The sequence below is a fragment of the Sporosarcina newyorkensis genome (genome assembly GCF_900167515.1).
Classification (GTDB): domain Bacteria; phylum Bacillota; class Bacilli; order Bacillales_A; family Planococcaceae; genus Sporosarcina; species Sporosarcina newyorkensis.
On the sequence record NZ_FUYJ01000004.1, the window covers coordinates 14,402 to 39,166 of the forward strand.

The following is a 24,765-nucleotide window of genomic DNA, read 5'->3' on the forward strand; positions in this document are numbered from 1 at the left end:
TATATAATTTCGAATCAACGAAGGAGTTTATCTTCTCCAAACCATTCAGTGGAGATGTCAGCGGAAGTGCCATCTTCGTTCATCGTATCTAAAGCTTTTTGTAAGTTTTCGAGTAACTCTTCATTGCCTTTCTTGACACCAATCCCGTACTCCTCAACCGCTAAAGAACCATCTAGTTTCTTGAAGACTCCTTCTTCTTTTGTCATATAGTAGTCGATGACAACTTCGTCAAGTACGACCGCGTCGAGACGGCCTGTTTTAAGGTCTGTCAGTGCCAATACATTATCTGCAAACTCGGTTACGGTTTTTAATTTTTCATGGATCGGGTGACTCTCCAGTGCCGGTCCTGCTGAAGACAAAGCTTGCAAGCCAACTACTTTCCCATCTAGCTCTTCTACTTTTCCAATATCTGAATCCGCTAATGTTACAACCACTTGGTTATTATCCAAGTACGGCTTTGTAAATAATACTTTTTCTTTTCGCTCATCAGTAATCGTATAACCATTCCAAATTAAATCAATTCGTCCACTGCTTAATTCGGTTTCTTTCGTTTTCCAGTCGATTGGCTGGAATTTCGCCTCAGCTCCCATATGCTCAGCGGCTGCTTTTGCCATATCGATATCAAATCCTACTAGCTCATTTTTATCATCTCGGAACCCCATTGGTGCAAATTTATCATCCACGCCAATGATGATCTCTTTAACTTCTTTGTCTTTCCCTGTGTCTGCACTTGTTGCAGGACTATCACCTTCAGCGGACTTGTCCGAACAGCCTGCCATAACTAGTAGTAAGACAGCGAACAGGAATATGAACGACTTCTTCATGTTATTTCCCCTCTCTCTTCCTCTCTTTAATACGCTAAAGAATTAACGTATTACTAAAATACCATTAGATATCCGAAATGAAAAGCCCCTACTTTACTAAAATTAAATTAATCATAGAAAAAAGAATAGACGTCCGTCTATTCTCTTCCGCGTTATTTAGATCGCCGGAACACTTTATGCCCATCATATGAAAATATGAGTGACTTGTTCTCAAGTACCGTCTCCATATGAACAATGCGGCCCCACAGCCGGTGGATATGCGGGAGGACGTGCTCTAAATAGGGCAGATCAAGCTCCGTCTCCTCGTAACGATGCACAAGATACAACTCACCATTTTTCATATAATCGCCATCTTCCACTACGATATACGGAAACCCTCCATTCACCCGCATCCCGATCAACTGATTTCGGACATTCTCTGCCTGCAGATCCGAAACTTTGTACATATTCTCCTGTTTCTGAAAGACATACATATCTTCTTGCTTAATCAAGTCATCGGTCAAATAATTGCGGATGAACGATGTGTCATTCTCTATTTCCCTCGCTTCAAAAATCTTTTCTCGCCCTGTCATAGGACGTTCACCTTTTCCATCTGCTCCTTGCGCAAGTAAATCATATCGCTTTTCAATATCCTCAAAAATTTTCACTCCAAGATAATATGGATTGATGGAAGTCTTGGAAGGTTGGAGAACATTAGCATTCAACTTTGCAAATTCAATCGTCTCAGAGGGCGTCAAATCCATTTCCCGAAGTATTTGTTGATGCCAATAAGAAGCCCATCCTTCATTCATGATTTTTGTTTCCAGCTGCGGCCAGAAATATAGCATTTCCTCACGCAACATCGTTAAAATATCAGCTTGCCAATCTGTTAAAATTCTGCTGTTTTCCAATATGAAAAGCAGTACATCCTTCTCCGGCTGTTCGGGAAACTTTTTATTCATCTCGATCGCTTGCTGTCCAAGGACAGGATGCTGATCTAAATTCCATAAGTCATCGTAAGCTGTTCGTCTCGCAATAGGCTCATCAAATGAGGAAGAGGATGGTTTAATGTCGCGTACGATACTTGGATCAATATGCTCCTGGATAGCCAATACGGCATCCAAAAACGTTTCAACTCTTTGCTTACCATAGCGTATTTCATATTCCGCGATGCGCTCTGCTGTCGCTGCCATACTTTCCACCATGTCTTTACGCGTCTTGGAAAAATAAATATTATTTTTAAAGAAATCACAATGAGCCAGCACATGGGCAATGATCAACTTATTTTGAATCAAACTATTCGTATTTAATAAAAATGCATAACACGGATTCGAATTAATCACTAGCTCATAAATCTTGCTTAATCCGATGTCATATTGGAGTTTCATTTTATGAAATTGCTTTCCGAAACTCCAATGCGTATAGCGGGTCGGCATGCCGTATGCCCCGAATGTGTAAAGGATATCTGCAGGACACACTTCATAGCGCATCTGATAAAAATCTAAACCAAATCCACTGGCAATCTCGGTTATTTCTTCAATTGCTCGCTCTAATGCTAGCTGATCATTCAGCGTAATCCCTCCGTTCGCTTTTCAAAGAACTTCTTAAGTGCAAAGTAAACATCTCGGTTTTTCTGTAAAATGTAATAATTAAATTTCGGATGCTCTATCGATTTATACGCGGACATTAACGTGGACATTCTACGGTGTTCATTCACTTCTGCGTAGCCGAACATATTAGATATCGACAGTAATTCGTCTACATACTCCAGGCATTTCCTATTATCGCTTGTCATGTTTTCTCCGTCTGAAAAGTGTACCGGATAAATATTATAGCTGGCTGGCGGATACGATTCTTTGATCACTTGCAAAGCTTTTTCATAAGCTGAAGAGCATTTCGTCCCGCCACTCTCTCCTTTATTGAAGAAATTCTCTTCCGTCACAACTTTTGCTTCAGTATGGTGTGCAATGAATTCGATTTCGACTGTTTCATATTTTGTGCGTAGAAATTTTGTCATCCAGAAGAAAAAGCTTCTCGCCATATACTTCTCAAATTTCCCCATCGAACCACTCGTATCCATCATCGCAAGTACGACTGCCTTTGATTGGGGCTTCTCAACAGGATTCCACGTTTTAAACCGCAAATCATCTTCTATGATCGGAGCAATTTCCGCTTTCCCTTTCATCGCATTTCGTTTAATGGCAGATAGTAAAGTACGTTTTTTATCTATATTGCCAATCAATCCTTTTTTTCGAATATCCGTAAAGTCAATATCTTCAATTGTCGTCACGGATTGTTCTTTTTGTTCCAAATCCGGTAACTCCAGCTCCTTGAAGAAAAGCTCTTCCAACTCTTCCATCGACACTTCAGTTTCATAGATATCTTGCCCTGGTTGGTCTCCCGCTTCTTTGCCGTTGCCTTGTTGTGCTTGCTTTTGCTCTCCTTGCGCCACGACATCTCCAACTTTACTGTCTCCCTTTCCTTGTCCAACGTGCTTGGACTTCTCATGGTTGTAACGAATTTTGAACTCATCCAATGAACGAATCGGTATTTTCACTACGTCTTTTCCATTCGAAAGAATAATATTTTCTTCACTAATTAAATCAGGCAAATTACTTTGCAACACTTCTTTAATTTTATCTAGATGGCGTTGCTGATCCTGATGCCCTTTGCGATGGAGAGACCAATTTTCCTCAGTGACAACAAAACGACTTTTCTGGTTTTCTTCCATTCGAATCCCCGCCTATCTCTCGAACAATTTGTTTCCCTATCATATGCGGAAGAAGTTTGAATATTGACTAAAAAACAAGGTCCCTATTTCTGGGACCTTGTTTCTTTCGTCAACGATTCAGCAAACTGCCTACATAACGCAAAAGTTCATTGGCGGAAACTGAATTATACCCATGCTCATCAATCAGTCGAGCCACTACCTCGTTCATCTTCTTGAGCTGCGTCTCGTCTGGCGTAGCAGAAGTCGTTGTGATCTTGACGACGTCTTTTAAATCAGCAAACAGCTTCTTCTGTATAGCCTCCCGTAAGCGGTCGTGCGAACGGTAATCAAAGCGCTGATTCTTCCTTGCATAAGCGGAAATGCGAATTAAAATCTCTTCACGGAATGCTTTTTTGGCATTCTCAGAAATACCGATTTGCTCTTCAAGCGAGCGCATCAATTTTTCATCCGGATTTACTTCTTCTCCAGTTAATGGATCACGTAATTTATTTTTATTGCAATAGGCTTCAACATTGTCTAAATAGTTATCCATCAGCGTTTTAGCCGACTCTTCGTAAGAATACACAAATGCCTTTTGCACTTCTTTTTTGGCAATTTCATCATATTCCTTACGCGCCATAGAAATATAATTCATATACGTATCACGATCTTCGGCAGAAATTGACGCGTGCTGATCGAATCCGTCTTTCAATGACCGCAGTACGTCAAGCGCATTGATACTAGGTACTTCTTTACGAATAATGGCGGAGGAAATTCGGTTGATCACATAACGTGGGTCGACCCCATCCATTCCTTCATCCATAAATTCATTTTTCAATTCTTCTGTGTCCGCATCGTTAAAGCCTTCTACACTCTGCCCATCGTAAAGACGCAGCTTCTTCAAGCGATCAATCCCTTGCTTTTTAGAAGCTTTCAAACGAGTCAACACAGAGAAAATCGCGGCAACACGCAACGCATGAGGCGCAATGTGGACATGCGCCATATCGCTTTCACGAATCATTTTCTGATAAATTTTTTCTTCCGCACTCACTTTTAGATTGTATGGAATTGGAATGACGATGAGTCGAGAATGTAATGCTTCATTCTTTTTATTGCTAATGAATGATCGATACTCCGTTTCATTCGTATGCGCAACAATTAATTCATCTGCACTGATCAACGCAAAACGTCCTGCTTTGAAGTTTCCTTCCTGCGTCAAAGACAATAAATGCCAGAGGAACTTTTCATCAAGCTTCAACATCTCTTGGAATTCCATCATTCCTCGATTTGCTTTATTCAATTCACCATCAAACCGGTACGCTCGAGGGTCGGATTCAGAACCAAATTCTGCGATTGTGGAGAAATCAATGCTTCCTGTTAAGTCCGCAATATCTTGTGATTTAGGATCGGATGGTGTAAACGTACCAATTCCTACTCTTTTATCTTCGGATAATAAAATTCTTTCTATTATAACATCTTCAACCTTGCCATCATATTCCTCTTCAAGACGCAAGCTATTCAACGGGGATAGGCTTCCTTCAATCCGTATACCGTATTCTTCAAAAAATGAATCACGCAATGGCATTGGAATGAGATGCAGTGGGTCTTCGTGCATCGGACAGCCCTTGATCGCATACACAGCTCCTTCGTTCGTGCGTGAATATTGCTCAAGCCCGCGTTTAAGCATTGTAACGATCGTCGATTTCCCCCCGCTGACTGGTCCCATCAATAATAGTACACGCTTCTTAACGTCCAAACGTTTAGCTGCCGGATGAAAATACTCTTCTACCAGCCGTTCAATTGACTCTTCTAAACCAAATAATTCTTCATTGAAAAACTGATAGACTTTCCGTCCATTTTGTTTTTCAACTCCTGCACTTTCGATCATCTCATAAATTCGTGAATGAGCAGTCTGCGCAACTTCTTTACGTTCCTTCAATAATTCCAAGTATTCCTTGAACGTCCCTTCCCACTTCAACTCATTTTCTTCTCTGCGATAATTATGCAATTGATTAATAATATCCAACGTCTCTCCTCCAATTAGGCTATGATGTATTATCGTATGCCCGTAGAAGAAAAATGATTCTTATCGTTGGAACGAGGAAAAATAAATTTACTTGATTTCATACTTTGTTCTTTTTTTAGATTCCTTTAAAATAGAAAGTATAAGTTACGGAAAAGGGGAATTTTATGAACAAGCAGCATAAAAAAGAAGCAGCCGGCCATTTGATCAGGAGATATTTGTTTATATCAATTGGCGTTGTGCTGACCGCTGTCGCATTGGATTTATTTCTCATACCAATTCCGTCATTGATGGAGTGATTATTGGTATAGCACTCATATTGAACTTTTTGACAGGCGTACCATTTGGAGTTCTTATATTGATCTGTAACCTTCCGTTTTTATTTTTCGGCTACAAGCATATCGGGAGGAACTTCTTCATTTCTTCATCGTTTGCCATCGCGTTACTTGCAATTGTGGAGTTCCCGCTAAAGACTATCGGTCCGTTCGTCACGGATCCGTTGCTTGCTCTGTTTTCGGTGGATTACTATTGGGTGCAGGTGTTGGAATGATTATTCGGAATGGAGGAGCCTTGGATGGTACAGAGATTCTGGGGATTTTATTGACGAAAAAGATTCCGTACAGCGTCGGGGAATTTGTTATGTCCTTCAATCTCTTTATCTTTACATGGGCTGGTTTTGTGCTTGGTCCTGAGAAAGCGATGTATTCGATCATTACTTACTATATCGCGTCCAAAGCAATCGATATTGTTATTCAAGGGTTGGATGAGACAAAAGCAGTCATCATTATTTCTGATGAATATGAGGAACTCGGTGAAGCGATTCGATTGAGACTGGGCAGAAGTATTACGAAGCTGCATGGTCGAGGCGGCTATACAGACAATGAAAAAGATGTCATCTATGTTGTGGTGACCAGACTGGAGATTTCAAAGCTCAAGCAAATCGCACAAGATATCGATCCCTCTGCATTTTTGACCATCATGAATACTCAAGAAACGCATGGAGCCACATTCAAATCGGCGATTCATTAACAAGTACCTTCTATATAATAGAAACAACCTCTCCGAAAAATTCCGGAGAGGTTGTTTCATCTATTAATGGAAGACAATCGTTTTATTGTTTTCAACGATAATACGATCTTCAAGATGCCATTTCACAGCACGCGCAAGAACACGTCTTTCGATTTGGCGACCAATTTTCTTTAATTGGACTGTGTCATCACGATGATCTACGCGTTCGATGTCCTGTTCAATAATCGGACCTTCATCCAAATCGTTTGTGACATAATGTGACGTTGCGCCAATCAATTTTACTCCTCGCCCGAAAGCTCTTTCGTAAGGACGGGCACCGATGAAGGCAGGTAAGAATGAATGGTGGATATTAATGATTTGATTCGGGAAGTGACTGACGAAGTTCGGTGTTAATATTTGCATATAACGCGCTAGCACGAGGACGTCGACGTCGTATTCTTCCATTAACTGAATCTGCTGCTGCTCTACTTCTTGACGAATGTCTTTATTCGCCGGAATGTAGTGAAAAGGAATTCCGAGCGCTTCGACCATTTCTCGTGCATCCTCATGATTACTGATCACGACGACAATGTCCGTGTTTAAGTCGCCATTTTGCCACTCCCAGAGCAATTCCATCAAGCAGTAAGGTTCTTTCGAGACGAAAATAGCTGTGCGTTTAAGTTCTACGGCGTATGAAAAACGATATTCCATCTCATACGCATCGGCGATCTTTTGAAAGTCTTTTTCTAATTCCTGCTTTTTCTCCAAGAGATTATCTGCATGGAATTCGATGCGAAGATAGAACGTTCCGCCTTCAGGGTCGGTCGAGTATTGGCTGGATTCCACGATGTTTGCTTGATGATTCAGCAAAAATGTAGAGACCGCTGAAACGATTCCGGGTCTGTCGGAGCATTGGACGAGCAATCTTCCGATATTTTGTAGTGCAGATGATTGTTCTGCTAGGTGTGTTGACATTCTACTTCTTGTTGACATGTATTCTCCATCTCCTACTTGATAAGTTGATTTGATACGTTGAATTGCTGCTGAAAACCGTTGATTTCCGTTGCAAGTGAACGCTTTCCACGGGGGCATGCGGTTAGCCTCCTCGTCGCTTCTGGAGGGCTCACCTGTCACGCTAATCCCGTTGAAGTCGCTGCTCTCAACGATAAATCAACTAGGTTGTTGTATAGCTTTGTAAATGGTTTCAATCCAACTTCCTGTAATCAATAAATTTCTCCAACCATCTAATAAAAGAAAGTTGGAGAAGGTTTTTGCTTCGTATAGTTTTCGAAAACCTATTCTAATGAAGCGTGACTCTTCTTTACAGTATGAAGGATTCGGCGCTTTTTCGCAAAGGTTTGTTATTCGGCTGGTTCATTCAATCCTTTTCCCATTCCTTTAAGGAAGTTCATGCCAAATGTTAGGGCACGGTTGATGTCGGGATCGTTTAAGGACTTCATTAATTGCAAGGCTCCGGTTTTTTGGTTTTCTCCATTACCCAACTCTGCTTCATGCAAACCACGTTGCACGCTTTGAGATAGTTTTTGGATCGTGGCCGGATCAATTGCAGTTAGAGTGCCGGCTGCAGCCATTAAGTTATTCAACATATTGGTGACCGGCTCTCTAGACACTTGACCGACCGCTATCCCTGCAATTTTTTCTTTTGCTTGAAGCATGGCTTGCAAAGCATCTAAGGCACCGATATCATGCAATTCACCGGTGATTTCCATTATTTTCTGGATAGAATCTTCTTGCTCTGCTAGTAACTTTTGCAGTTCAGCTAATTTTTCTTCTTGAACTTCAATTTCCGTCCGTTCGGTTCGTTTAATAGAAGTAATCGGTGTTGCCATTCCCATTCACCTCCCGATTCATTGATCTGTTAATTGCACATACCCCGGCCTTTTCCACTTACGCTCTACTTCCACTCCGTTTTGTGGATGCCTTTTCTTATCACGGTGATTGCTCTTCGGCAATGGATTCTCACCTTCTTGAGGTAAAACTTCCATACGTACCATTGTCTGCTTGTAAGCTGGTGTATTCGTCCGTTGATCGGTTGCCGGACCAGTTAGAAAATTGATGGCAGACTTTTTCTCTACAGAGTTCATCGGCAGGAACAGCTCATTTTTCTGTACTCGATCTGTGACAAGTGCCGGTAGCTTCAACGCACCATACGGTGAAATGAGACGTACAAATGTACCGGATACCACGCCGCGGTCTTTCGCTAATTCTGGTGATACTTCAACGTAAATATTCGGAACTTTCTCTTGAATTCCTTCTGATTTATTCGTCAGATTCCCTTCATGGAAATGCTCCAACATCCGTCCGTTATTAATATGAAGATCATATTCATCCGGGAACTTAACCGGCACTACCCAATCGGATAAAGCAAAACGGGCTTTTTTATCCGGAAAATTAAATCCATCTGTATATAACAAAGGTGTACTCTCCCCATCCAGGCTGCCCCAAAGGAAACTTCCCCATCCTTCTAGCTCTTCATAAGACGCTTGAGCGAAAATCGGGCTCAAGCTCGTCATTTCTTCAAAAATATCGCTAGGATGCGTATAATTCCAGTTTGCGCCTAGACGATTTGCTACCTCTTGAATGATCCACCAATCCTGACGCGAGTCACCTTTATTCGGCAGTGCTTTATATAGACGCTGAACACGTCGTTCCGTATTCGTAAATGTTCCGTCCTTTTCAAGTGAAGGAACAGCCGGTAAAATCACATCGGCATATTGCGCTGTTCGTGAGAAGAAAATATCTTGTACTACCAGGAAATCCAGCTTTGATAATACATCGTGCACATAGTTCGCATTGGAGTCAACAAGTGCCATATCTTCTCCGACAATATACATACCTTTCATAACGCCTTCATCAATCGAATGAAGCATCTGAATATTATCAAGGCCTGGCTTGCCTTCTATTTCCACGCCATAAGCACGTTCAAATTTTTCTCTCGCTGCGTCATCTGTAATATGCTGATAACCCGGCAGCCAACCTGGCAAACTTCCCATGTCGCATGCACCTTGCACGTTATTATGACCGCGCAAAGGATAAGCCCCTGCTCCCGGACGTCGATAATTTCCTGATGCGAGCAGCAAATTCGAGATCGCTGCTGATGTATCAGAGCCACCTGTATTTTGTGTAACACCCATTCCCCACAATATACATGTTCCATCTGCATCACGGATCATTTCGGCTGTTTTGATCAATACTTCTTTCGAAATACCGGTTACGTCTACAGCATAATCCAAAGTATATCGGTCGAGCACTTCTTTAAAATCTTCAAAATGCAAGACGTTTTCATCAATAAATTTCTGATCGTGCCAACCTTGATCGATTAAATATTTCGTAACAGCCATCAACCACACTTGGTCTGTTCCTTGCTGCGGCGTCATGAAGATGTCCGCGCGCTCCGCCATTTCATGCTTTCTAAGATCCGCGACAATCAGTTTTTGACCATGCAATTTATGTGCTCGTTTGACACGCGTAGCAAGAACGGGATGACCTTCTGCGGGATTTGCCCCGACAATAATGACAAGTCCGGCTTCCGCAATATCTTTAATCGTTCCTGCATCCCCACCCATTCCGACCGTACGGAACAATCCGTCTGTCGCAGGTGACTGACAATAACGAGAGCAATTGTCTACATTATTCGTCTTGAATACTTGCCGTGCAAATTTCTGTATAACATAGTTTTCTTCATTGGTAATTTTCGAAGAAGAAATCACACCAATACCATCTCGGCCATACTTCTTACGGATTTCCCCTAAATTTGAGGCGACCAAGTCTAATGCTTCTTCCCAAGAAGCTTCGACAAACTCATCACCTTTTCGAATGAGCGGCGATGTAATCCGTTCCTCGCTATTAACGAAGTCCCAACCAAATTTCCCTTTGATACATGTGGAAATTTGATTCACCGGCGCATCAGAAACCGGTTGGATCTTTAATATTTTACGATCCTTCGTCCATACTTCATATGAACAGCCGACACCGCAAAATGTACAGACGGTTTTCGTTTTTTTGATTTTAGACTCTCTCATTGCGGCCTCTACATCGGATACTGCCATAATGCTGCTATAGCCAGGCTCCACATCTTTGATCAAGTCAATCATTGGTTCCATTAATTCGTCATCCATTTTCGTCATAAAGCCGGCTTCTCCGAGCATCGTCTTTTCCATCAAAGCATTACATGGACAAACTGTTATACAATGTCCACAGCCAACGCATGAAGACTCATTAATTTTTGCTCCGCCGTCCCAAAGAACAATTGGGCGATCCCGTTCCCAGTCAATTGATAACGTCTCGTTAACTTGCAAGTTCTGGCAGACTTCCACACATTGACCGCAGGCGATACATTGATTCGGATCATACCGGTAAAATGGATGGGTGAAATCCACTGCGTCCTTTGAACATTTTGGCTCGTAAGGATACTTTTGATGCTCGACCTCCATCAGTGCAACTGTATTGTGCACTTTGCAGTTGCCATTATTGTTGTCACATACGGTGCAATACAGTAAATGGTTTTCGAGTATCCGATCCATCGCTTCTGTCTGTGCTTCTTTTGCACGCGGTGAAGCCAGCTCTATATTCATACCGTCTCTTGCTTTTGTAGAACAGGCTCGCATTAATTCACCGTTTACTTCCACGATACATGTATCACAAGTTTCAATTGGATCCACTTCTGGCAAATGACATATTTGCGGATGTTCTATTTTATTCGCATTTATAATTTGGATTAATGTTGACCCCTCTGCGAAGTCAAAGGGCTTGCCGTTAATTGAAATAGACATATTCACGTCCCCTTTCTTAAACAAAGATAAAAATCCACCATGAAAAAAACCGGCGTAAGCGGCAATTTTCATGGTGGAATAGTTTCTTAACAGGACTTGCTAAAGAACCAATCCATACTTACTATTACATGTAGGCGATAAGAACCTAGCAATCACGTACTAGAATCTCATCAATTCTTACTTTAGTATAAAGTAAAATAGCATGTAATACAATGCCTGTAATAAAAATGTTAGACTATTCTGCTAAATGAATCGAGGAAATAATATGAAAAAAATCCACATGTTCAATGATATTATCAGGAAGTTACGAAAAGACCTATTCGGCAAAGGGCCCGAAAGAATTCATACAATATTTGTTGACAATATGGCTGTGTCGACGCTTTATGGAAATCTTACTCCCACAGAAAAATTTATCGCCAGCACGCCTGAAGGAAAAGAAATGGTTCACAGGGCGCGTACAGGAATGATTCAAGCTGTATACGCAAAGGCCCCCCCCGAAGGGCTTGAAGAATTGATGGAAGCTAAATTTTTACACTTGTTCAGTGATTTTAAAATTGATGATGATATTGCTGTATCGGTTTTTTTATTTGATCGTTCGATTGATTGAAAGGGGGAAAATAGTATGGAACAGCAACATCAGCGGCCGATCATTCGTTTTCAAAATGGGCATTTTACTCAAAAAAAAGATCTGGTGGCAGTAGAATATGCAATTACCATTAAGCTGAATGAAAAAGAATTCGCAACGATTGTCTGCACACCAGAGTATATCGAGGATATGGTGGTGGGGTTTTTAGCGTCTGAAGGCATTGTCCCGAAATGGGAGCAAATAAAAGATATTCACTTGGACACAGAAAATGGTTTTATTCATGTGCAAACAGACACTATCTATCCCTTTTTCGAGCAATTACAGAACAAGCGCTATATCACTTCGTGTTGTGGTATGAGCAGACAAGGCTTTGTCTTTGCTAGTGACGTTTTGACCGCAAAAAAAATGAGCAGTGTCTCCGTGCAGTTAACAACCGAACAAATCTTTTCGCTGATGAACGAAATGGAAGAGCAAGCGGACATGTTCAGGCATACAGGCGGCGTCCATAATGCCGCCCTTTGCGCGCCAGACCGTTTATTGCTATCTAGAATGGATATCGGCAGGCATAATGCTTTAGATAAAATTTACGGACACTGTTTAAGAAATAAAATTTCCGTAAGAAATAAAATTATTGTTTTCAGTGGGCGGATCTCATCCGAAATTTTATTGAAAGTGGCAAAAATCGGTTGTGAAATCGTTTTATCGAAGTCGGCTCCAACTGAGTTGGCTCTGACATTAGCCGAAGAACTCGGTATTACTACGGTAGGTTTTATCCGAGGAAATTCATTCAACCTATACACACATCCGGAAAGAATTGTCTTAAATAATTAAAAACCTTTTTTCAAGAGCGGACAAAAATTAATATTGACAATAATGTGAATTGATAATAATATACAGCTTAATCCCAAATCACGTTCTTTATCTATGAAAAATTTGTAGAGACCTCTGTAATAAACATGGCAGAAAAGCTGTAAAATTAGCTTTTTCGACAAAGAACGAGACACTGGGCTCTTGCACATGTTACGTGGCTTATTAGACATCACAGAAACCGCTCGCTGAATTTATCAGTAAAAAAGGGAGGTTTATGAATGAAAAAGACAAAGAACAGATGGCTGATCGCATTGTCTGCAGTTGGGATTCATATTTCCATTGGATCGGTTTATGCTTGGAGTAACTTCACCAATCCATTGATCGATGAATTCGGCTGGACAACAAGCCAAGTACAACTGACGTTCAGTATCGCTATTTTATTCCTAGGATTGTCAGCTGCTTTTCTCGGACACTTCGTAGAAAAGTATGGTCCTAGAAAAGCCGGGTTGCTGGCAGCAACTTTCTTTGGTGTCGGAGTTACCGGAGCCGGTCTCGCAGTTAGTTTATCTTCTTTGCCGCTGCTTTATATTTCTTACGGCATGCTCGGTGGAATTGGGTTGGGTGTCGGGTATATAGCCCCTGTTTCTACACTTGTTAAATGGTTCCCTGACCGAAGAGGCTTAGCAACTGGACTGGCAATTATGGGCTTCGGTTTCGCGGCTGCGGTCAGCAGTCCGATTATGGAATATTTAATTGTCAATGTGGGGCTGCAAAACACTTTTTATATTCTTGGAATCTCTTATTTTATCATCATGTTGCTTTCTTCTCTTTATCTTGAAAAACCTGAAGAAGGATGGGCACCACCTGGATTTATCGAAAAAGTTCGTTCTGGAAAAACTGAAATCAAAAAAGATCTTGCACAGCTAACAGCGAACGAAGCGATTAAAACGAAGCGATTTTATTATTTATGGTTCATGTTATTTATTAATGTCACCTGTGGAATTGCGATTCTGTCTGCTGCTAAACCGCTGGCGATTGATAGCATCGGAATGACTACCGTTCAGGCAGCCGCTTTAGTTGGAGTACTTGGAGTATTTAACGGGGCCGGAAGACTGGGCTGGGCAGCAATCTCAGACTATATTGGCCGTCCGAATACCTATACTACATTCTTTGTCGTTCAGCTTATATTATTCTCAGTGTTGCCATTTACAACAAACGCGATCATTTTCCAAGTGATTTTAGCAATCATCTATACATGTTACGGTGGTGGTTTCGCATCCATCCCGGCATTTATCGGTGATATTTTTGGAACGAAGCAACTCGGAGCGATCCATGGCTATATTTTAACAGCATGGTCCGCTGCCGGAGTAGCAGGCCCGATGTTTGCGGCTTGGATGAAGGATACGACTGGCAGTTACGAAAGCAGTTTATTATTTTTCGCCGGATTATTCGTTGTGGCATTTGTAATCTCTCTTTTGATTCGTGTTGACATGAAGCGACTGCGTAATGAACAAGCTGGAATCGATCCCTCCGCAGTTCCACAAATAGCGGCTACGAAATAATGAAAAGCGCATCTCATTCATGAATTCTGAATGAGATGCGCTATTTTATCTTTCCGTTTCACTAAACGTGTCTCCGCCTTTGATGGTGCCAAGTTCAAATCCGTGTTCAAACCAATAGATCCGCTGCTTTGCAGTTCCGTGCGTAAAGCTTTCCGGTACTACATAGCCTCTCGCACGTTTTTGGATCGTGTCGTCTCCAACCGCACCAGCTGCGGTAATCGCTTCCTGTAAATCTCCTTGCTCCAAGTAGCCAAGACCTTGTGCATGATGCGCCCAGACGCCAGCAAAATAATCGGCTTGTAATTCAAATCTTACTAAGTATTTATTGAATTCTGTTTCACTCATTTTTTGACGTAAAGGCATAACTTGATCCGATATTCCAAGTAAAGTTTGTACATGATGACCGACTTCGTGCGCTATAACATAAGCCATCGCAAAATCTCCCGGAGCTTTGAAAGAACTCTGCAATTCATCGTAAAACTCTAAATCAATATATAATTTACGATCTCCTGGACAATAGAACGGACCTGCCGCAGCACTTCCAAAGCCGCATGCAGTCTGTACTTGACCGGTATAGAGGACAAGCGTAGGATTTTCATATTGAAGGTCTTGTTGCTGGAATAGCTCTGTCCAAATATCTTCCGTATCGGCTAATACGACCGATACAAAATCCGCCAATTCTTTATCTTGTTCCGTCTCAACATACGGTTGCTCGGGTTCAGACACGGATGCATTATCCAGTAAATCAGTCGGGTTTCCACCCAGCAATAAAAATAAGATGATTCCCACGATACCTAGGCCACCACCGCCTAATGCAATCGCGCCGCCACCGCTTCTACCTCTTCGATCCTCCACATTGGAACTTTTCCTTCGTCCATCTGTCTTCATGACATCTCCTCCACTCGTTCTTCCAGTTTAGTGGAAGGCTTAATGAGCATGTACTTGCACTTTATTTCAACATACCCAAGTTGGTAAGGAGACAAACAAGGCGGCTGCACCAGATTATGATGAAATTATTGATAATTGACTGTTATCTATTTCACATGTTCATTTTTTCATATATACTTTATAATAGTGTCTTACATTTATGAAGGAGTGATTTTGTTGATTAGTCAGAAGTCTGTATATAATTTCAACGCGGGTCCATCAGCTCTTCCACGTGAAGTGTTGGAGAAAGCACAAAAAGAGCTAGTGGATTTTAAAAATTCCGGAATGTCCATTATGGAAATGAGTCACCGCAGCGCGGCTTATGAAGAAGTACATAATCAAGCAATCCAACGCTTGAGATCACTTTTCGCTATACCTGAGAATTATGAAGTTCTTTTGCTGCAAGGCGGAGCAAGTCTTCAATTTGCTATGATTCCAATGAACTTTCTTACTTCCGGAAAAAAAGCCGGCTACATTATGTCAGGAGCTTGGTCTGACAAAGCATTAAAAGAAGGTAAAACAATCGGCGATGTGTTTGAAGCTGCTTCCACTAAAGAAACAAACTACAATAGAGTACCATCCCTTGCGGACATCCAGTTTGATGACAAGGATGCATATGTTCATATCACATCCAACAACACGATCTTCGGTACACAATTCCAAGAGTTTCCTGACACTGGAGATGTTCCATTGATTGCGGATATGTCGAGTGATATTCTCTCAAGACCTATAGACGTCAGCAAATTCGGCATGATCTATGCAGGGGCGCAAAAGAATCTCGGTCCTTCCGGCGTAACAGTTGCAATTATCCGTAAAGATTTATTGGAAAATGCAAATGTAGAAATTCCTGCTATCCTAAAATACAGCACGCATTCTACAAACAATTCACTATACAATACTCCGCCTTCATTCGGTATATATATGTTAGGTGAAGTTTTAGGCTGGATGGAGCAGCAAGGCGGCCTTGAGCAAATCGCTAAAAATAATGAAGCGAAAGCTACGCTAATCTACGACGTCATCGATGAAAGTAATGGATTTTATACAGGACATGCTGAAAAAGACAGCCGTTCACTTATGAATATTACATTCCGTTTGGCTGATGAACAGCTTGAAAAACAATTTTTACAGGAAGCAAAAGAGGCAGGTTTCGTCGGGCTGAATGGACACCGCTCCGTAGGCGGATGCCGTGCTTCTGCATACAATGCAGTGCCGTTCGCAGCTTGCCAAGCATTACAGCAATTCATGTTAAACTTTCAAGCGAAAAATCAATAATACTAAAAAACCAGGCACTCTAATATAAGAGTGACCTGGTTTTCTAATTGAGGACTACACTAAATTCCTTTGAAAATGCTTGTTGCAGAGAACTGAAGGTCTCGACATTACTAAAATCAAGACCTAGTTCTGTCGATGCTTGCGCAATTTCTGGACGAATTCCAGTAATAGTAGACTTCGTACCAAGCAAAGCCAACACTTGTGTAATTTGATAAATCTGTTGCGCAACCAATGTATCGATAACTGATACTCCTGATAAATCAATAAATAAATGAAGGATATTGGTTTCCATACATTTTTCTGGTATGCTTTCTAACATGATTTGAGCACGCAGTTCATCCATATCTCCAATCAATGGAACGACTCCAATCTGATCCGTCAATTTAATTACAGGAGAACTCAATTCATTAATCAAACTTTGCTGCATATCAAATCTACTGTTAACAAATTTATTATATGTCTCAGCAAAATCAACATAAATCTGATCAAACGCACTGTTAATTGTCTCGCTCCAACGTACATAATCTTCAATTGTTATGCTTTCCTCATTAGCGACGTAAAATTCTTTAATTACACCCCAATAAGTTAGGCGTACTTTGCTTAATGCATCTAATACATCTTCAATTGGCGTTTTACTATTGACCCTGCTCGGTGCAACTACTGCTGCCCACTGTTTTTTATTTTTCAGAAATATTTCTTTGTCATCCAACAGACTGCTGGTAACCGTCAAATTGGTTAATCTGTTTTGTTCCCGAAGCGTCTCTTCCATTGACTGACTGGCGCTTAAAGAATAAACGGAGCCTTCCTCCACTTTTCTCATCGCAAGCCACGACTCAGTTATATTTGGAAATTCAGACAATAAGTATTCATACAGCTTAACATCAATCTCTTTCATTCTATATCCCCCACTGCTATTCTCGTTATACTTTTAACTTCTCCTTTATAGAAGAATTTGTTCATTGAATAAATACGAGTAAGCGGTTTTTTTCAAAGTCAAAAATATTCAAAATCACTCCAAGTGCAGTGACATATTTATATAAAGACTCATAGTAAATAGTTCCGTACTCTTTTTCATATTGCGCGATCATAAAAGGATAATGTTCATCATCAGGAATAGGTAGATACTTCCAAGGCCGCGGTGTATCTTTTGATTTCTCAGCATGAGCTTCATTCAATAAATTGTTAAGAAGTTCGACTTTTTCTTTCGGAAAATCAAAATACTGAATCTGCCCTTGCTCTGCGACAGGGATTAAATTCTTCCTGATCCAGTCTACAATCGGGTGTTCAATTGGAGCTCGATGAACTTCTCCAAGACTTTTCCCTAAAGTTCGGCGGCCCCTCATTTCGCTTTTATCAGCATAAACAATGTGTAAGAATTTCACAGTACGCCTCCTCAAACAGAAGATTATAGATCAACCCACTAAATAATTTAAACAGTGCCTGTACACTAATTATACAGCAGACTGCTCAAGTTTATATTACTTTTCAATACTTAGTTCCTTGGTCACCATATTCTTCAAGTAGCTCTTCAAAGCTTTTATTCTTTTCACGCTCTTTGCGTTCTTGAATTCTCTTTTCTTTATCTTGCTCTTTTTTCGTTTGCTCCGCTGCTGTAAGTTCTTGCTTGGCACTTTTTAATTTCGCCAGCATGTCTTCACTCACTAAGTCGGAAAGGGATGTGCCTACTGCTTCTGTATCCGCTTTTTGCTGTTTCGGTTGAACGTTATTTCTTTTTTTAGCCATAGTTAACCCTGCTTTCTCTTTTTTTATGTAATTTGCACTTGCTATTACGCAGCTGTAAAATTATTAAGGTTTATGGATTGCCCTATTTCTTCTTTATTACGTACAATAAGATAAGGGAGGGATGTTTATGTTTAGTTTACCAAAAAACGTTACACTAATCGAGGTCGGACCGCGAGATGGTTTACAAAATGAAAAAAACAATATCCCGACAGAAGTGAAATTATCCTTTATCCAGGCGCTGCATGATGCTGGGATAAAGGAAATGGAACTTACCTCATTTGTGTCTCCGAAATGGGTACCGCAGATGAAGGATGCGCAAGAAATAGTACAGCGAGTAAGGAAGAATGGCCGGCAGCTCGTTCTGACTCCCAATAAAAAAGGTATTCACGCTGCAATCAATGCCGGTGCTGAAAGTTTGGCTGTCTTTGTTGGTGTCAGTGATACATTCAATCAGAAGAATATTAATTGCTCCACTAGCGAGAGTGTGACTGCGCTACGACCTTTAATTCAGCAAGTAAAGCAAGATGGGCATTATGTCAGGGCCTGCATCTCGACTGCGTTTCACTGTCCGTATGAGGGCTTCATACGACCTGAACAAACAGTCGCGCTATGTAGACAATTTGTTGAAATGGGTGTCGATGAATTGAGTGTGGCCGATACAGATGGGATGGCGAACCCGTTGGCTAGTCATTCATTATTCAGTAATCTGAAAACGCAGTTCCCTGAAGTACTGATCACTGCTCATTTTCACGATACGCGAAAAATGGGTATCGCGAATATTTATGCTTCTCTACAAGCAGGCGTTGACCGCTTTGATACGTCTGCGGGCGGGCTGGGTGGCTGTCCATTTTCTCCTGGAGCTACAGGTAATGTAGCAACTGAGGATGTTTTATATTTGCTGCAGTCTTTACACATCGAAACAGGAATAGATTTGACTGGAATTTGCTTAGCTGTAGATGAAGTAGCTCCCTATCTTTCACGGCCAATTGAAACGGCTATGTATCAATTATATAAAAGGGAACAGTTAGAAAGAAAGGAGTAATTTTGTTGAAACGGAGAGTCATGTACATTACAGGTATTGTCTCAAGCATTTTCACGGCCATCTTTACTGTTTTTGGCATCTTGGTAACCAACCGGATGATGTATCTCAAAATAAAAGATTCCGAATTCATTTTGCAGCGGGAAACGCTGGCAAAACGTTTTGACCGACAATGGTACGAAACCGTTCGGAAAGATGATATTTGGATCCCTTCGCCGAATGGCTACAATTTACGGGCAGTCTTCTTACGCCCTTTGGACACAACGAGAACTGTCGTAATTTGCCACGGCGTCACTGAAAACAAAGTAAATTCCATAAAATATGCTCGACTTTTTGAGCGTCTCGGTTTTAATTCAGTGATTTTTGATCATCGACGGCATGGCGATTCTGGAGGCAAGACGACTAGCTTTGGGTTTTATGAAAAAATTGATTTAAAGGAAGTAGTAGCTGCTGTACGAAAGCGCGTAGGCAAGCGTGCATTGGTCGGCATCCATGGTGAATCCATGGGTGCGGCAACGACTCTTTTATACGCTGGGACTTATGAGGATGAGGCAGATTTCTATATCTCCGATTGCCCTTTCTCAGATTTCTCTGAACAGCTATTGCATATCATTCGAACGGAATTACCTCTTAAAACAGCGATGAGTTTGCGTATTGCCAACCTATTCTTAAAAATACGCGACGGTTACACATCGGCTGCAGTATCGCCTCGAGAAGTCATGAAATATATCGATAAACCCGTGTTATTTATACACAGTTTAGAAGATAAATTTATCCTCCCTCATATGACGGAAGAACTGTATGCGTTAAAAAAGGGCGATAAAATGATGAAACTATTTGAAAAAGGTGCACATGCGAAATCTTATAATGACAATCCTGAAGAATACTTGCGTGTTGTCCAGACATTCCTGAATCGTTTCCGACTTTCTTGACCGAACTTGAATCTTTCTCTTCATTCAGTGGTCGTTTGAACATCCACTGAGCAGAATATAAAACTACATTCAGCTCGCAACCTTTTGAGGTGGTCTTCTGCTGAATAAAAATAAAAAAACTCCGTATAAGAGGGCCATAGAGCCAGCAACGGAGTTTTTGCTTATTTTTTTTTATCAGGCTTGTCTTGTACTTTGTTCATTTGAGCCATCATTTGATTAATTTTCTTTTGTGAAGGTTTTTGTCCCATTTGCATCATCATCATACGTAGCATTTGTTCATTGATCGGTGGATTTTCCTTCAAATAATTCATCATATATTTACGAGCGATGAAAAAGCCGAGTGCTACCCCGCCTATCAATGCGACGACGATTAAGACAATCGCTAGTACTAAATTCATTGCTGCTATACCTCCTTCACTAAAAATAGTTCGATTACATACTACCAAGAAGGATTATACAACATAGCAGCAGTGAATAGCAATGACTCTTCATAAATTATGCGGAAATTTTTACATTACGACATCTTCTAAGAGCATACGCTCTGAATATTTAACCGGCTTCAGCCATCCACATTCCTCTTGCTCATTCATTACCGCGAAAAATCGATCCGTCGAACTAGAAAGCGCAACAAATAAATCTAAATCTAACATCCTGGAACCTTGACAGTAAACCTGTATGCAGTGAGTGCCCATTTTAATGAAAACTTCGCCTTTAATTAGATGTGTCAATCGATATTCATTATGATAGGAGTCCAATTCATCGAAACTTTTTCCCAATTTACGTTGGATCAATTGATCCAGTTCCATTTCATTTAGCCGGTCACATAAATATTCAATCTCTTGATAGTTCGTCGAAGGACCCATGGCTAACAAATCAAACAATAAGCGTTCACGTCCCATTATGAAGGATTGATATTCTGCCTTAATCTTAAAAATTTCATATTTCCTCATAGCGAACACCTCCTAGAACCTATGATAGAGCTTGTCCCTTCAAAATCATGTCACATTGCGGAAAACTTCCTCACTATTATTGTCGGAAAGTTACGAATTGAATTCGGCGATATAAAACAAAAAACACATCTCTCAGTCAGATAACTAAGAGATGTGTGGAGTGCTTTACTTATTGATCTAGCAATTCTTTCATTCGCTTCACAACATTGTCAACAGTAAAGCCATATTTTTCAATAACTAGATCACCAGGTGCACTTGCGCCGAATGTATCGATTGCCAAAACGGAGCCTTCGTCGCCTGTATACTTATGCCATCCAAGGGAAGCTCCCATTTCGATAGCCAATCTTTTCTTCACTTGCTTTGGAAGCACGGAATCTTTATAAGCCTGATCTTGTTTCTCAAACAGATCCCAAGACGGCATGGAGACTACGCTGACGTCAATGTTTTGTTCTTTCAGCGCTTGCTGTGCTTCTGCCGCGAGGCTGACTTCGGAACCACTCGCAATCAAAATACCGTCCGCTTGTTCTTTAGAAGCTGGCGATACGATGTATGCACCTTTTTGTACAGAGTCCATAGCCAGTTCTTTAGATTTTGGCAACACTTTCAGGTTTTGTCTAGATAGTACTAGAACCGTTGGTGTGTCTTTTGAAGAGACGGCTGCATACCAAGCTGCAGACGTTTCATTACCATCAGCAGGACGAATGATTGATAACCCTGGCATAGCGCGTAATGAAGCCAACTGCTCGACTGGTTCATGTGTAGGACCGTCTTCTCCTACCGCCACACTATCATGTGTGAAAACGTACGTTACGGGCAAGCCCATTAACGCAGACAGCCGAATTGCCGGTCTTACATAGTCACTAAATACGAAGAACGTACCACCAAAAACAGAAACTCCGCCGTGTAAAGCCATACCGTTCAATGCAGTTCCCATTGCAAATTCCCGAACACCAAACCAAATATTGCGACCTTCATAGTTCTCAGAAGAGAAGTCTCCTGCATTTTTGATAGATGTTTTATTTGATCCTGCAAGGTCCGCACTTCCGCCAAATAAAGATGGTAAAGTTGAAGCCAGCGCATTAATGGATTCTCCTGAAGCTGAACGAGTAGCTACGGAAGCTCCTGCCTCATAGATAGGCAAGCTTTCTTTCAAGTCAGCGGGAAGTTCATTGGCAATTGCTTTTTTCAACTGTGTTGCCAATTCCTTATGTTCGTTCTCATATTGATCAAACAATTCATTCCATTGTTGTTCTTGTTTAACACCCAGTTCTTCGGACGCTTCTTTGAAACGGTCATATACTTCTTCCGGAACATGGAAGTCTTGATCAAATGTCCATTTATAGTACTCTTTTGTTAATGCTAATTCATCTTCGCCAAGCGGTGCACCGTGCGCATCTGCTTTACCAGATTTATTCGGTGAACCATAGCCGATGACCGTTTTCACTTCGATAATTGTAGGACCGCCCGTTTTTCCTTTAGCTTCTTTAATGGCTTCAGATAGTGAATCGATGTCATTGCCATCATCCACGCGCAAGTAATTCCAACCGTAGGATTCAAAGCGTTTCTTAATATTTTCAGAGAAGGACATACCTAAATCGCCGTCAAGAGAAATATCATTGCTATCATAAAGTACAATCAGCTTGTCTAATTGTAAGTGACCAGCTAATGAGATCGCTTCGGCAGCAACGCCTTCCATTAAATCACCATCTCCGCAAAGCGCATATGTGTAATGGTCAACAATATCAAAACCAGGTTTATTGTAAGTTGCGGCTAGATGTTTTTCCGCCATAGCCATTCCCACAGCCATTCCGATACCTTGACCTAATGGACCAGTAGTCGCTTCCACACCTACTGTATGGCCGTATTCTGGATGTCCAGGTGTTTTAGAATCCCATTGTCTGAAATTCTTAATGTCATTAATCGTTAAGCCATAGCCACTTAAATGCAGTAAACTATACAACAGCATAGAGCCGTGACCAGCAGATAGCACAAAGCGATCTCGGTTAAACCATTGCGGATTTGTTGGATTATGGTGTAAAAACTTTGTCCATAAGGTATAAGCCATTGGAGCCGCACCCATCGGTAATCCCGGGTGACCTGAATTTGCTTTTTCAATCGCATCGATTGATAATGTTCGGATTGTTGTTATTGCCAGTTGATCGATTTTTCCGGTCATTCTGTACATCCTTTCCGTCCTGTCTCTTCTGATTATTTTTATAAGTATTCCTTCTATAGTGTAGTCAATTACTTAATGAATTACAATATTAATCAGCAGTTGAGACTTAATTTAACGGCTTTTGGTTCTCTCTTGCTTCCTTAACCTTTTCAGGAGTTACATCATTTCCTTCTGCGTCGATCACTTTTACAGATTCAATTGTTTCACGCATGCTTGAACGGAAAGTTTCCAAGTATTCTTTACGCAATTGAGTTTGTTCTTTTGCCTCTTCAATAGATAACCCTGTAGTCTTGGATTTATTTGCCAACTCATTAATACGCTTAATCTTTTTTTCAGATAACATCTTTACACCCTCCAAAATTTCTTCATTTACTAAAATGTAAACAACCTGAAGGAAAAGTGCAAACGATTAGTGTTCCTGCTCTTGAAACTCTTTATATCTTCTATGGACAGTTGCTTTGCTAACCGAATGGCCAAGTCCGATCAATACTCTCGAAATCTCATCGAATGTCATTCCTTTGTTGCGCAACGCGACAATTTCTTCAATAGGCAATTCGAGTCGTTCTCTTCCTGGGCCCCGGTCGATATTATGCAAGTTACGGGAAGGGTCGTAACCTCTTTGAACCGCTCTTTTCATTCCTCTTCGTATTTTGGCATTATGGAGTTTCCGTTGGTATTCTTCTACAATCGCTAAAATCTCCAACAGCATCGTATCCATTTCATTTAACTCCAGTGCTCCATTTGTATGGTTTGAAATAACAGCTGTGTTCGATTTAGCAATGACATGCAGGATGGCCACCCTCGCATTGCCTCTTCCTAATCTTGTCTCATCTTGAATAAAGACAGCATCGATTGGTTCTGCTTGTATACGATCCAATAAATTCAACAGACCTTCACGGTCCATATCATAACCGCTCTGGCGATCAGTGAATATACCTACACATTCATAAAACATTTCTGCCGCCAATATTTCCAGCTCTTCCTGCTGTCTGACAATGGATTGTTCTTGACTCTCCTTTTCGGTACTGACCCGACAATAAATTACACACTTTTTTTTATTCATCCGCTTCCTCCCCCATCTCAGCCACACGATGTTCAGCTTGTGGGTTCATTTTAACAGGAAGGCGTAATAATTCACCCGAATTAATTTGATCAGTCTGCAATTCATTTAATGATTTAACTTGTTCAATCCAATGGTGCGCAGGTGTTCCATCTGAATAGTTGGTTGCCAGCCCCCATAATGTGTCCCCGTCATTGATGACAATTTCTAGATAATTATCTTCTTCAGACAGTTTGTCCAATTGATAAGCTGCAACACTAAGAAAAACGATTAATAGTACGATAAAGTAATAATTTTCTTTAAGAAATTTCATGATAAATCCCCCTAGTAGTCTACTTTTTAGAATGCATGTTCGGAATGCTTGTTCTCTA

At 41.0% G+C, this 24,765-nt stretch carries 25 protein-coding genes and 1 pseudogene; 9 read left to right on the forward strand and 17 right to left on the reverse strand.

Going from position 1 to position 24,765, the window contains the following annotated elements; genetic code table 11:
• Positions 1-14: 14 nt before the first annotated feature.
• From B5D59_RS09020 to B5D59_RS09035, 4 genes are all read right to left on the reverse strand, one after another.
• Positions 15-824, reverse strand: coding sequence for an amino acid ABC transporter substrate-binding protein (locus B5D59_RS09020; protein ID WP_078817710.1), 810 nt, complete (start codon positions 822-824; stop codon positions 15-17).
• 152 nt (positions 825-976) lie between these two features.
• Entirely contained in the window at positions 977-2,380 is a 1,404-nt protein-coding gene (locus B5D59_RS09025) for a SpoVR family protein (protein WP_040758208.1), read from the reverse strand.
• Positions 2,371-3,534 (reverse strand): sporulation protein YhbH, encoded by a 1,164-nt coding sequence (gene yhbH / locus B5D59_RS09030; protein WP_009497235.1) that lies wholly within the window; start codon positions 3,532-3,534, stop codon positions 2,371-2,373. The genes B5D59_RS09025 and yhbH overlap by 10 nt, the downstream gene beginning before the upstream one ends.
• A gap of 109 nt (positions 3,535-3,643) precedes the next feature.
• Positions 3,644-5,539 (reverse strand): PrkA family serine protein kinase, encoded by a 1,896-nt coding sequence (locus tag B5D59_RS09035; RefSeq protein WP_009497237.1) that lies wholly within the window; start codon positions 5,537-5,539, stop codon positions 3,644-3,646.
• 164 nt (positions 5,540-5,703) lie between these two features.
• On the opposite strand from B5D59_RS09035, the gene B5D59_RS18550 reads away from it, so the two are divergent.
• From B5D59_RS18550 to B5D59_RS18460, 3 genes and pseudogenes are all read left to right on the forward strand, one after another.
• Positions 5,704-5,835 (forward strand): hypothetical protein, encoded by a 132-nt coding sequence (locus B5D59_RS18550; protein WP_281250660.1) that lies wholly within the window; start codon positions 5,704-5,706, stop codon positions 5,833-5,835.
• Positions 5,832-6,298: pseudogene (locus B5D59_RS18455) on the forward strand (YitT family protein); the annotation flags it as partial. The gene B5D59_RS18550 and the pseudogene B5D59_RS18455, both read left to right, overlap by 4 nt.
• 63 nt (positions 6,299-6,361) lie before the next feature.
• On the forward strand, positions 6,362-6,565 hold the full coding sequence (locus B5D59_RS18460; RefSeq protein ID WP_245799499.1) for a YitT family protein: 204 nt from the start codon (positions 6,362-6,364) through the stop codon (positions 6,563-6,565).
• A 63-nt stretch (positions 6,566-6,628) separates the two neighbouring features.
• Here B5D59_RS18460 and purU read toward each other — a convergent pair whose 3' ends face one another.
• From purU to fdhF, 3 genes are all read right to left on the reverse strand, one after another.
• On the reverse strand, positions 6,629-7,519 hold the full coding sequence (purU, locus tag B5D59_RS09045; protein WP_050804657.1) for a formyltetrahydrofolate deformylase: 891 nt from the start codon (positions 7,517-7,519) through the stop codon (positions 6,629-6,631).
• Between the two features lie 386 nt (positions 7,520-7,905).
• Positions 7,906-8,394, reverse strand: a complete 489-nt coding sequence (locus B5D59_RS09050; RefSeq protein WP_040758212.1) for a helical membrane plugin domain-containing protein — start codon at positions 8,392-8,394, stop codon at positions 7,906-7,908.
• Between the two features lie 18 nt (positions 8,395-8,412).
• Entirely contained in the window at positions 8,413-11,337 is a 2,925-nt protein-coding gene (fdhF, locus tag B5D59_RS09055; RefSeq protein WP_040758214.1) for a formate dehydrogenase subunit alpha, read from the reverse strand.
• Between the two features lie 265 nt (positions 11,338-11,602).
• Here fdhF and B5D59_RS09060 point away from each other — a divergent pair, with 265 nt between their 5' ends.
• From B5D59_RS09060 to B5D59_RS09070, 3 genes are all read left to right on the forward strand, one after another.
• The gene (locus B5D59_RS09060) at positions 11,603-11,944 is read left to right on the forward strand and encodes a Na-translocating system protein MpsC family protein (protein WP_078817712.1); all 342 of its coding nucleotides are present in this window, start codon (positions 11,603-11,605) and stop codon (positions 11,942-11,944) included.
• A 15-nt stretch (positions 11,945-11,959) separates the two neighbouring features.
• A complete protein-coding gene (gene fdhD / locus B5D59_RS09065) occupies positions 11,960-12,754 on the forward strand; it encodes a formate dehydrogenase accessory sulfurtransferase FdhD (protein WP_078817713.1) in 795 nt (264 codons plus the stop codon).
• A 257-nt stretch (positions 12,755-13,011) separates the two neighbouring features.
• The gene (locus B5D59_RS09070; protein WP_078817714.1) at positions 13,012-14,295 is read left to right on the forward strand and encodes an L-lactate MFS transporter; all 1,284 of its coding nucleotides are present in this window, start codon (positions 13,012-13,014) and stop codon (positions 14,293-14,295) included.
• 45 nt (positions 14,296-14,340) lie between these two features.
• Here B5D59_RS09070 and ypfJ read toward each other — a convergent pair whose 3' ends face one another.
• Positions 14,341-15,183, reverse strand: a complete 843-nt coding sequence (gene ypfJ, locus B5D59_RS09075) for a KPN_02809 family neutral zinc metallopeptidase (protein WP_078817715.1) — start codon at positions 15,181-15,183, stop codon at positions 14,341-14,343.
• A gap of 213 nt (positions 15,184-15,396) precedes the next feature.
• Here ypfJ and serC point away from each other — a divergent pair, with 213 nt between their 5' ends.
• Positions 15,397-16,494 (forward strand): 3-phosphoserine/phosphohydroxythreonine transaminase, encoded by a 1,098-nt coding sequence (gene serC, locus B5D59_RS09080; protein WP_078817716.1) that lies wholly within the window; start codon positions 15,397-15,399, stop codon positions 16,492-16,494.
• Positions 16,495-16,537: 43 nt separating this feature from the next.
• On the opposite strand, the gene B5D59_RS09085 is transcribed toward serC, so the two are convergent.
• From B5D59_RS09085 to B5D59_RS09095, 3 genes are all read right to left on the reverse strand, one after another.
• The gene (locus B5D59_RS09085; protein ID WP_078817717.1) at positions 16,538-17,389 is read right to left on the reverse strand and encodes an STAS domain-containing protein; all 852 of its coding nucleotides are present in this window, start codon (positions 17,387-17,389) and stop codon (positions 16,538-16,540) included.
• 61 nt (positions 17,390-17,450) lie between these two features.
• On the reverse strand, positions 17,451-17,876 hold the full coding sequence (locus B5D59_RS09090; RefSeq protein WP_078817718.1) for a hypothetical protein: 426 nt from the start codon (positions 17,874-17,876) through the stop codon (positions 17,451-17,453).
• A 103-nt stretch (positions 17,877-17,979) separates the two neighbouring features.
• The gene (locus tag B5D59_RS09095; protein ID WP_078817719.1) at positions 17,980-18,237 is read right to left on the reverse strand and encodes a YqkE family protein; all 258 of its coding nucleotides are present in this window, start codon (positions 18,235-18,237) and stop codon (positions 17,980-17,982) included.
• Between the two features lie 127 nt (positions 18,238-18,364).
• Here B5D59_RS09095 and B5D59_RS09100 point away from each other — a divergent pair, with 127 nt between their 5' ends.
• Both B5D59_RS09100 and B5D59_RS09105 read left to right on the forward strand, forming a co-directional pair.
• Positions 18,365-19,279 carry a hydroxymethylglutaryl-CoA lyase gene (locus B5D59_RS09100; protein ID WP_176132545.1) on the forward strand — a complete coding sequence of 305 codons (915 nt, stop codon included), beginning with the start codon at positions 18,365-18,367 and terminating at the stop codon, positions 19,277-19,279.
• A 5-nt stretch (positions 19,280-19,284) separates the two neighbouring features.
• Positions 19,285-20,208, forward strand: a complete 924-nt coding sequence (locus B5D59_RS09105) for an alpha/beta hydrolase (protein ID WP_040758220.1) — start codon at positions 19,285-19,287, stop codon at positions 20,206-20,208.
• 161 nt (positions 20,209-20,369) lie between these two features.
• On the opposite strand, the gene B5D59_RS09110 is transcribed toward B5D59_RS09105, so the two are convergent.
• The 6 genes from B5D59_RS09110 to yneA form a co-directional block, all read right to left on the reverse strand.
• Positions 20,370-20,606 carry a YneF family protein gene (locus B5D59_RS09110; RefSeq protein WP_009497271.1) on the reverse strand — a complete coding sequence of 79 codons (237 nt, stop codon included), beginning with the start codon at positions 20,604-20,606 and terminating at the stop codon, positions 20,370-20,372.
• Positions 20,607-20,717: 111 nt separating this feature from the next.
• Complete coding sequence (sirA, locus tag B5D59_RS09115) at positions 20,718-21,158, reverse strand: sporulation inhibitor of replication protein SirA (RefSeq protein ID WP_009497273.1); 441 nt, start codon at positions 21,156-21,158, stop codon at positions 20,718-20,720.
• A 169-nt stretch (positions 21,159-21,327) separates the two neighbouring features.
• The gene (gene tkt / locus B5D59_RS09120) at positions 21,328-23,334 is read right to left on the reverse strand and encodes a transketolase (RefSeq protein ID WP_009497275.1); all 2,007 of its coding nucleotides are present in this window, start codon (positions 23,332-23,334) and stop codon (positions 21,328-21,330) included.
• Positions 23,335-23,440: 106 nt separating this feature from the next.
• Complete coding sequence (locus B5D59_RS09125; RefSeq protein WP_009497277.1) at positions 23,441-23,677, reverse strand: DUF896 domain-containing protein; 237 nt, start codon at positions 23,675-23,677, stop codon at positions 23,441-23,443.
• A 66-nt stretch (positions 23,678-23,743) separates the two neighbouring features.
• A complete protein-coding gene (locus B5D59_RS09130) occupies positions 23,744-24,397 on the reverse strand; it encodes a YneB family resolvase-like protein (RefSeq protein ID WP_009497279.1) in 654 nt (217 codons plus the stop codon).
• Complete coding sequence (gene yneA / locus B5D59_RS09135; RefSeq protein WP_009497280.1) at positions 24,390-24,707, reverse strand: cell division suppressor protein YneA; 318 nt, start codon at positions 24,705-24,707, stop codon at positions 24,390-24,392. Before yneA ends, B5D59_RS09130 begins: the two co-directional genes overlap by 8 nt.
• Positions 24,708-24,765 lie beyond the last annotated feature (58 nt).

Coding starts and splice junctions, on each gene's coding strand:
- fdhF (WP_040758214.1), bottom strand. CDS start 11,337: ATGTCTATTTCAATTAACGGCAAGCCCTTTGACTTCGCAGAGGGGTCA.
- yhbH (WP_009497235.1), bottom strand. CDS start 3,534: ATGGAAGAAAACCAGAAAAGTCGTTTTGTTGTCACTGAGGAAAATTGG.
- B5D59_RS09085 (WP_078817717.1), bottom strand. CDS start 17,389: ATGAAAGAGATTGATGTTAAGCTGTATGAATACTTATTGTCTGAATTT.
- purU (WP_050804657.1), bottom strand. CDS start 7,519: ATGTCAACACACCTAGCAGAACAATCATCTGCACTACAAAATATCGGA.
- B5D59_RS09060 (WP_078817712.1), top strand. CDS start 11,603: ATGAAAAAAATCCACATGTTCAATGATATTATCAGGAAGTTACGAAAA.
- B5D59_RS09095 (WP_078817719.1), bottom strand. CDS start 18,237: ATGGCTAAAAAAAGAAATAACGTTCAACCGAAACAGCAAAAAGCGGAT.
- B5D59_RS09130 (WP_009497279.1), bottom strand. CDS start 24,397: ATGAATAAAAAAAAGTGTGTAATTTATTGTCGGGTCAGTACCGAAAAG.
- fdhD (WP_078817713.1), top strand. CDS start 11,960: ATGGAACAGCAACATCAGCGGCCGATCATTCGTTTTCAAAATGGGCAT.
- B5D59_RS09020 (WP_078817710.1), bottom strand. CDS start 824: ATGAAGAAGTCGTTCATATTCCTGTTCGCTGTCTTACTACTAGTTATG.
- sirA (WP_009497273.1), bottom strand. CDS start 21,158: ATGAGGAAATATGAAATTTTTAAGATTAAGGCAGAATATCAATCCTTC.
- B5D59_RS09070 (WP_078817714.1), top strand. CDS start 13,012: ATGAAAAAGACAAAGAACAGATGGCTGATCGCATTGTCTGCAGTTGGG.
- B5D59_RS09100 (WP_176132545.1), top strand. CDS start 18,365: ATGTTTAGTTTACCAAAAAACGTTACACTAATCGAGGTCGGACCGCGA.
- ypfJ (WP_078817715.1), bottom strand. CDS start 15,183: ATGAAGACAGATGGACGAAGGAAAAGTTCCAATGTGGAGGATCGAAGA.
- B5D59_RS18550 (WP_281250660.1), top strand. CDS start 5,704: ATGAACAAGCAGCATAAAAAAGAAGCAGCCGGCCATTTGATCAGGAGA.
- yneA (WP_009497280.1), bottom strand. CDS start 24,707: ATGAAATTTCTTAAAGAAAATTATTACTTTATCGTACTATTAATCGTT.
- B5D59_RS09125 (WP_009497277.1), bottom strand. CDS start 23,677: ATGTTATCTGAAAAAAAGATTAAGCGTATTAATGAGTTGGCAAATAAA.
- B5D59_RS09110 (WP_009497271.1), bottom strand. CDS start 20,606: ATGAATTTAGTACTAGCGATTGTCTTAATCGTCGTCGCATTGATAGGC.
- B5D59_RS09050 (WP_040758212.1), bottom strand. CDS start 8,394: ATGGCAACACCGATTACTTCTATTAAACGAACCGAACGGACGGAAATT.
- tkt (WP_009497275.1), bottom strand. CDS start 23,334: ATGACCGGAAAAATCGATCAACTGGCAATAACAACAATCCGAACATTA.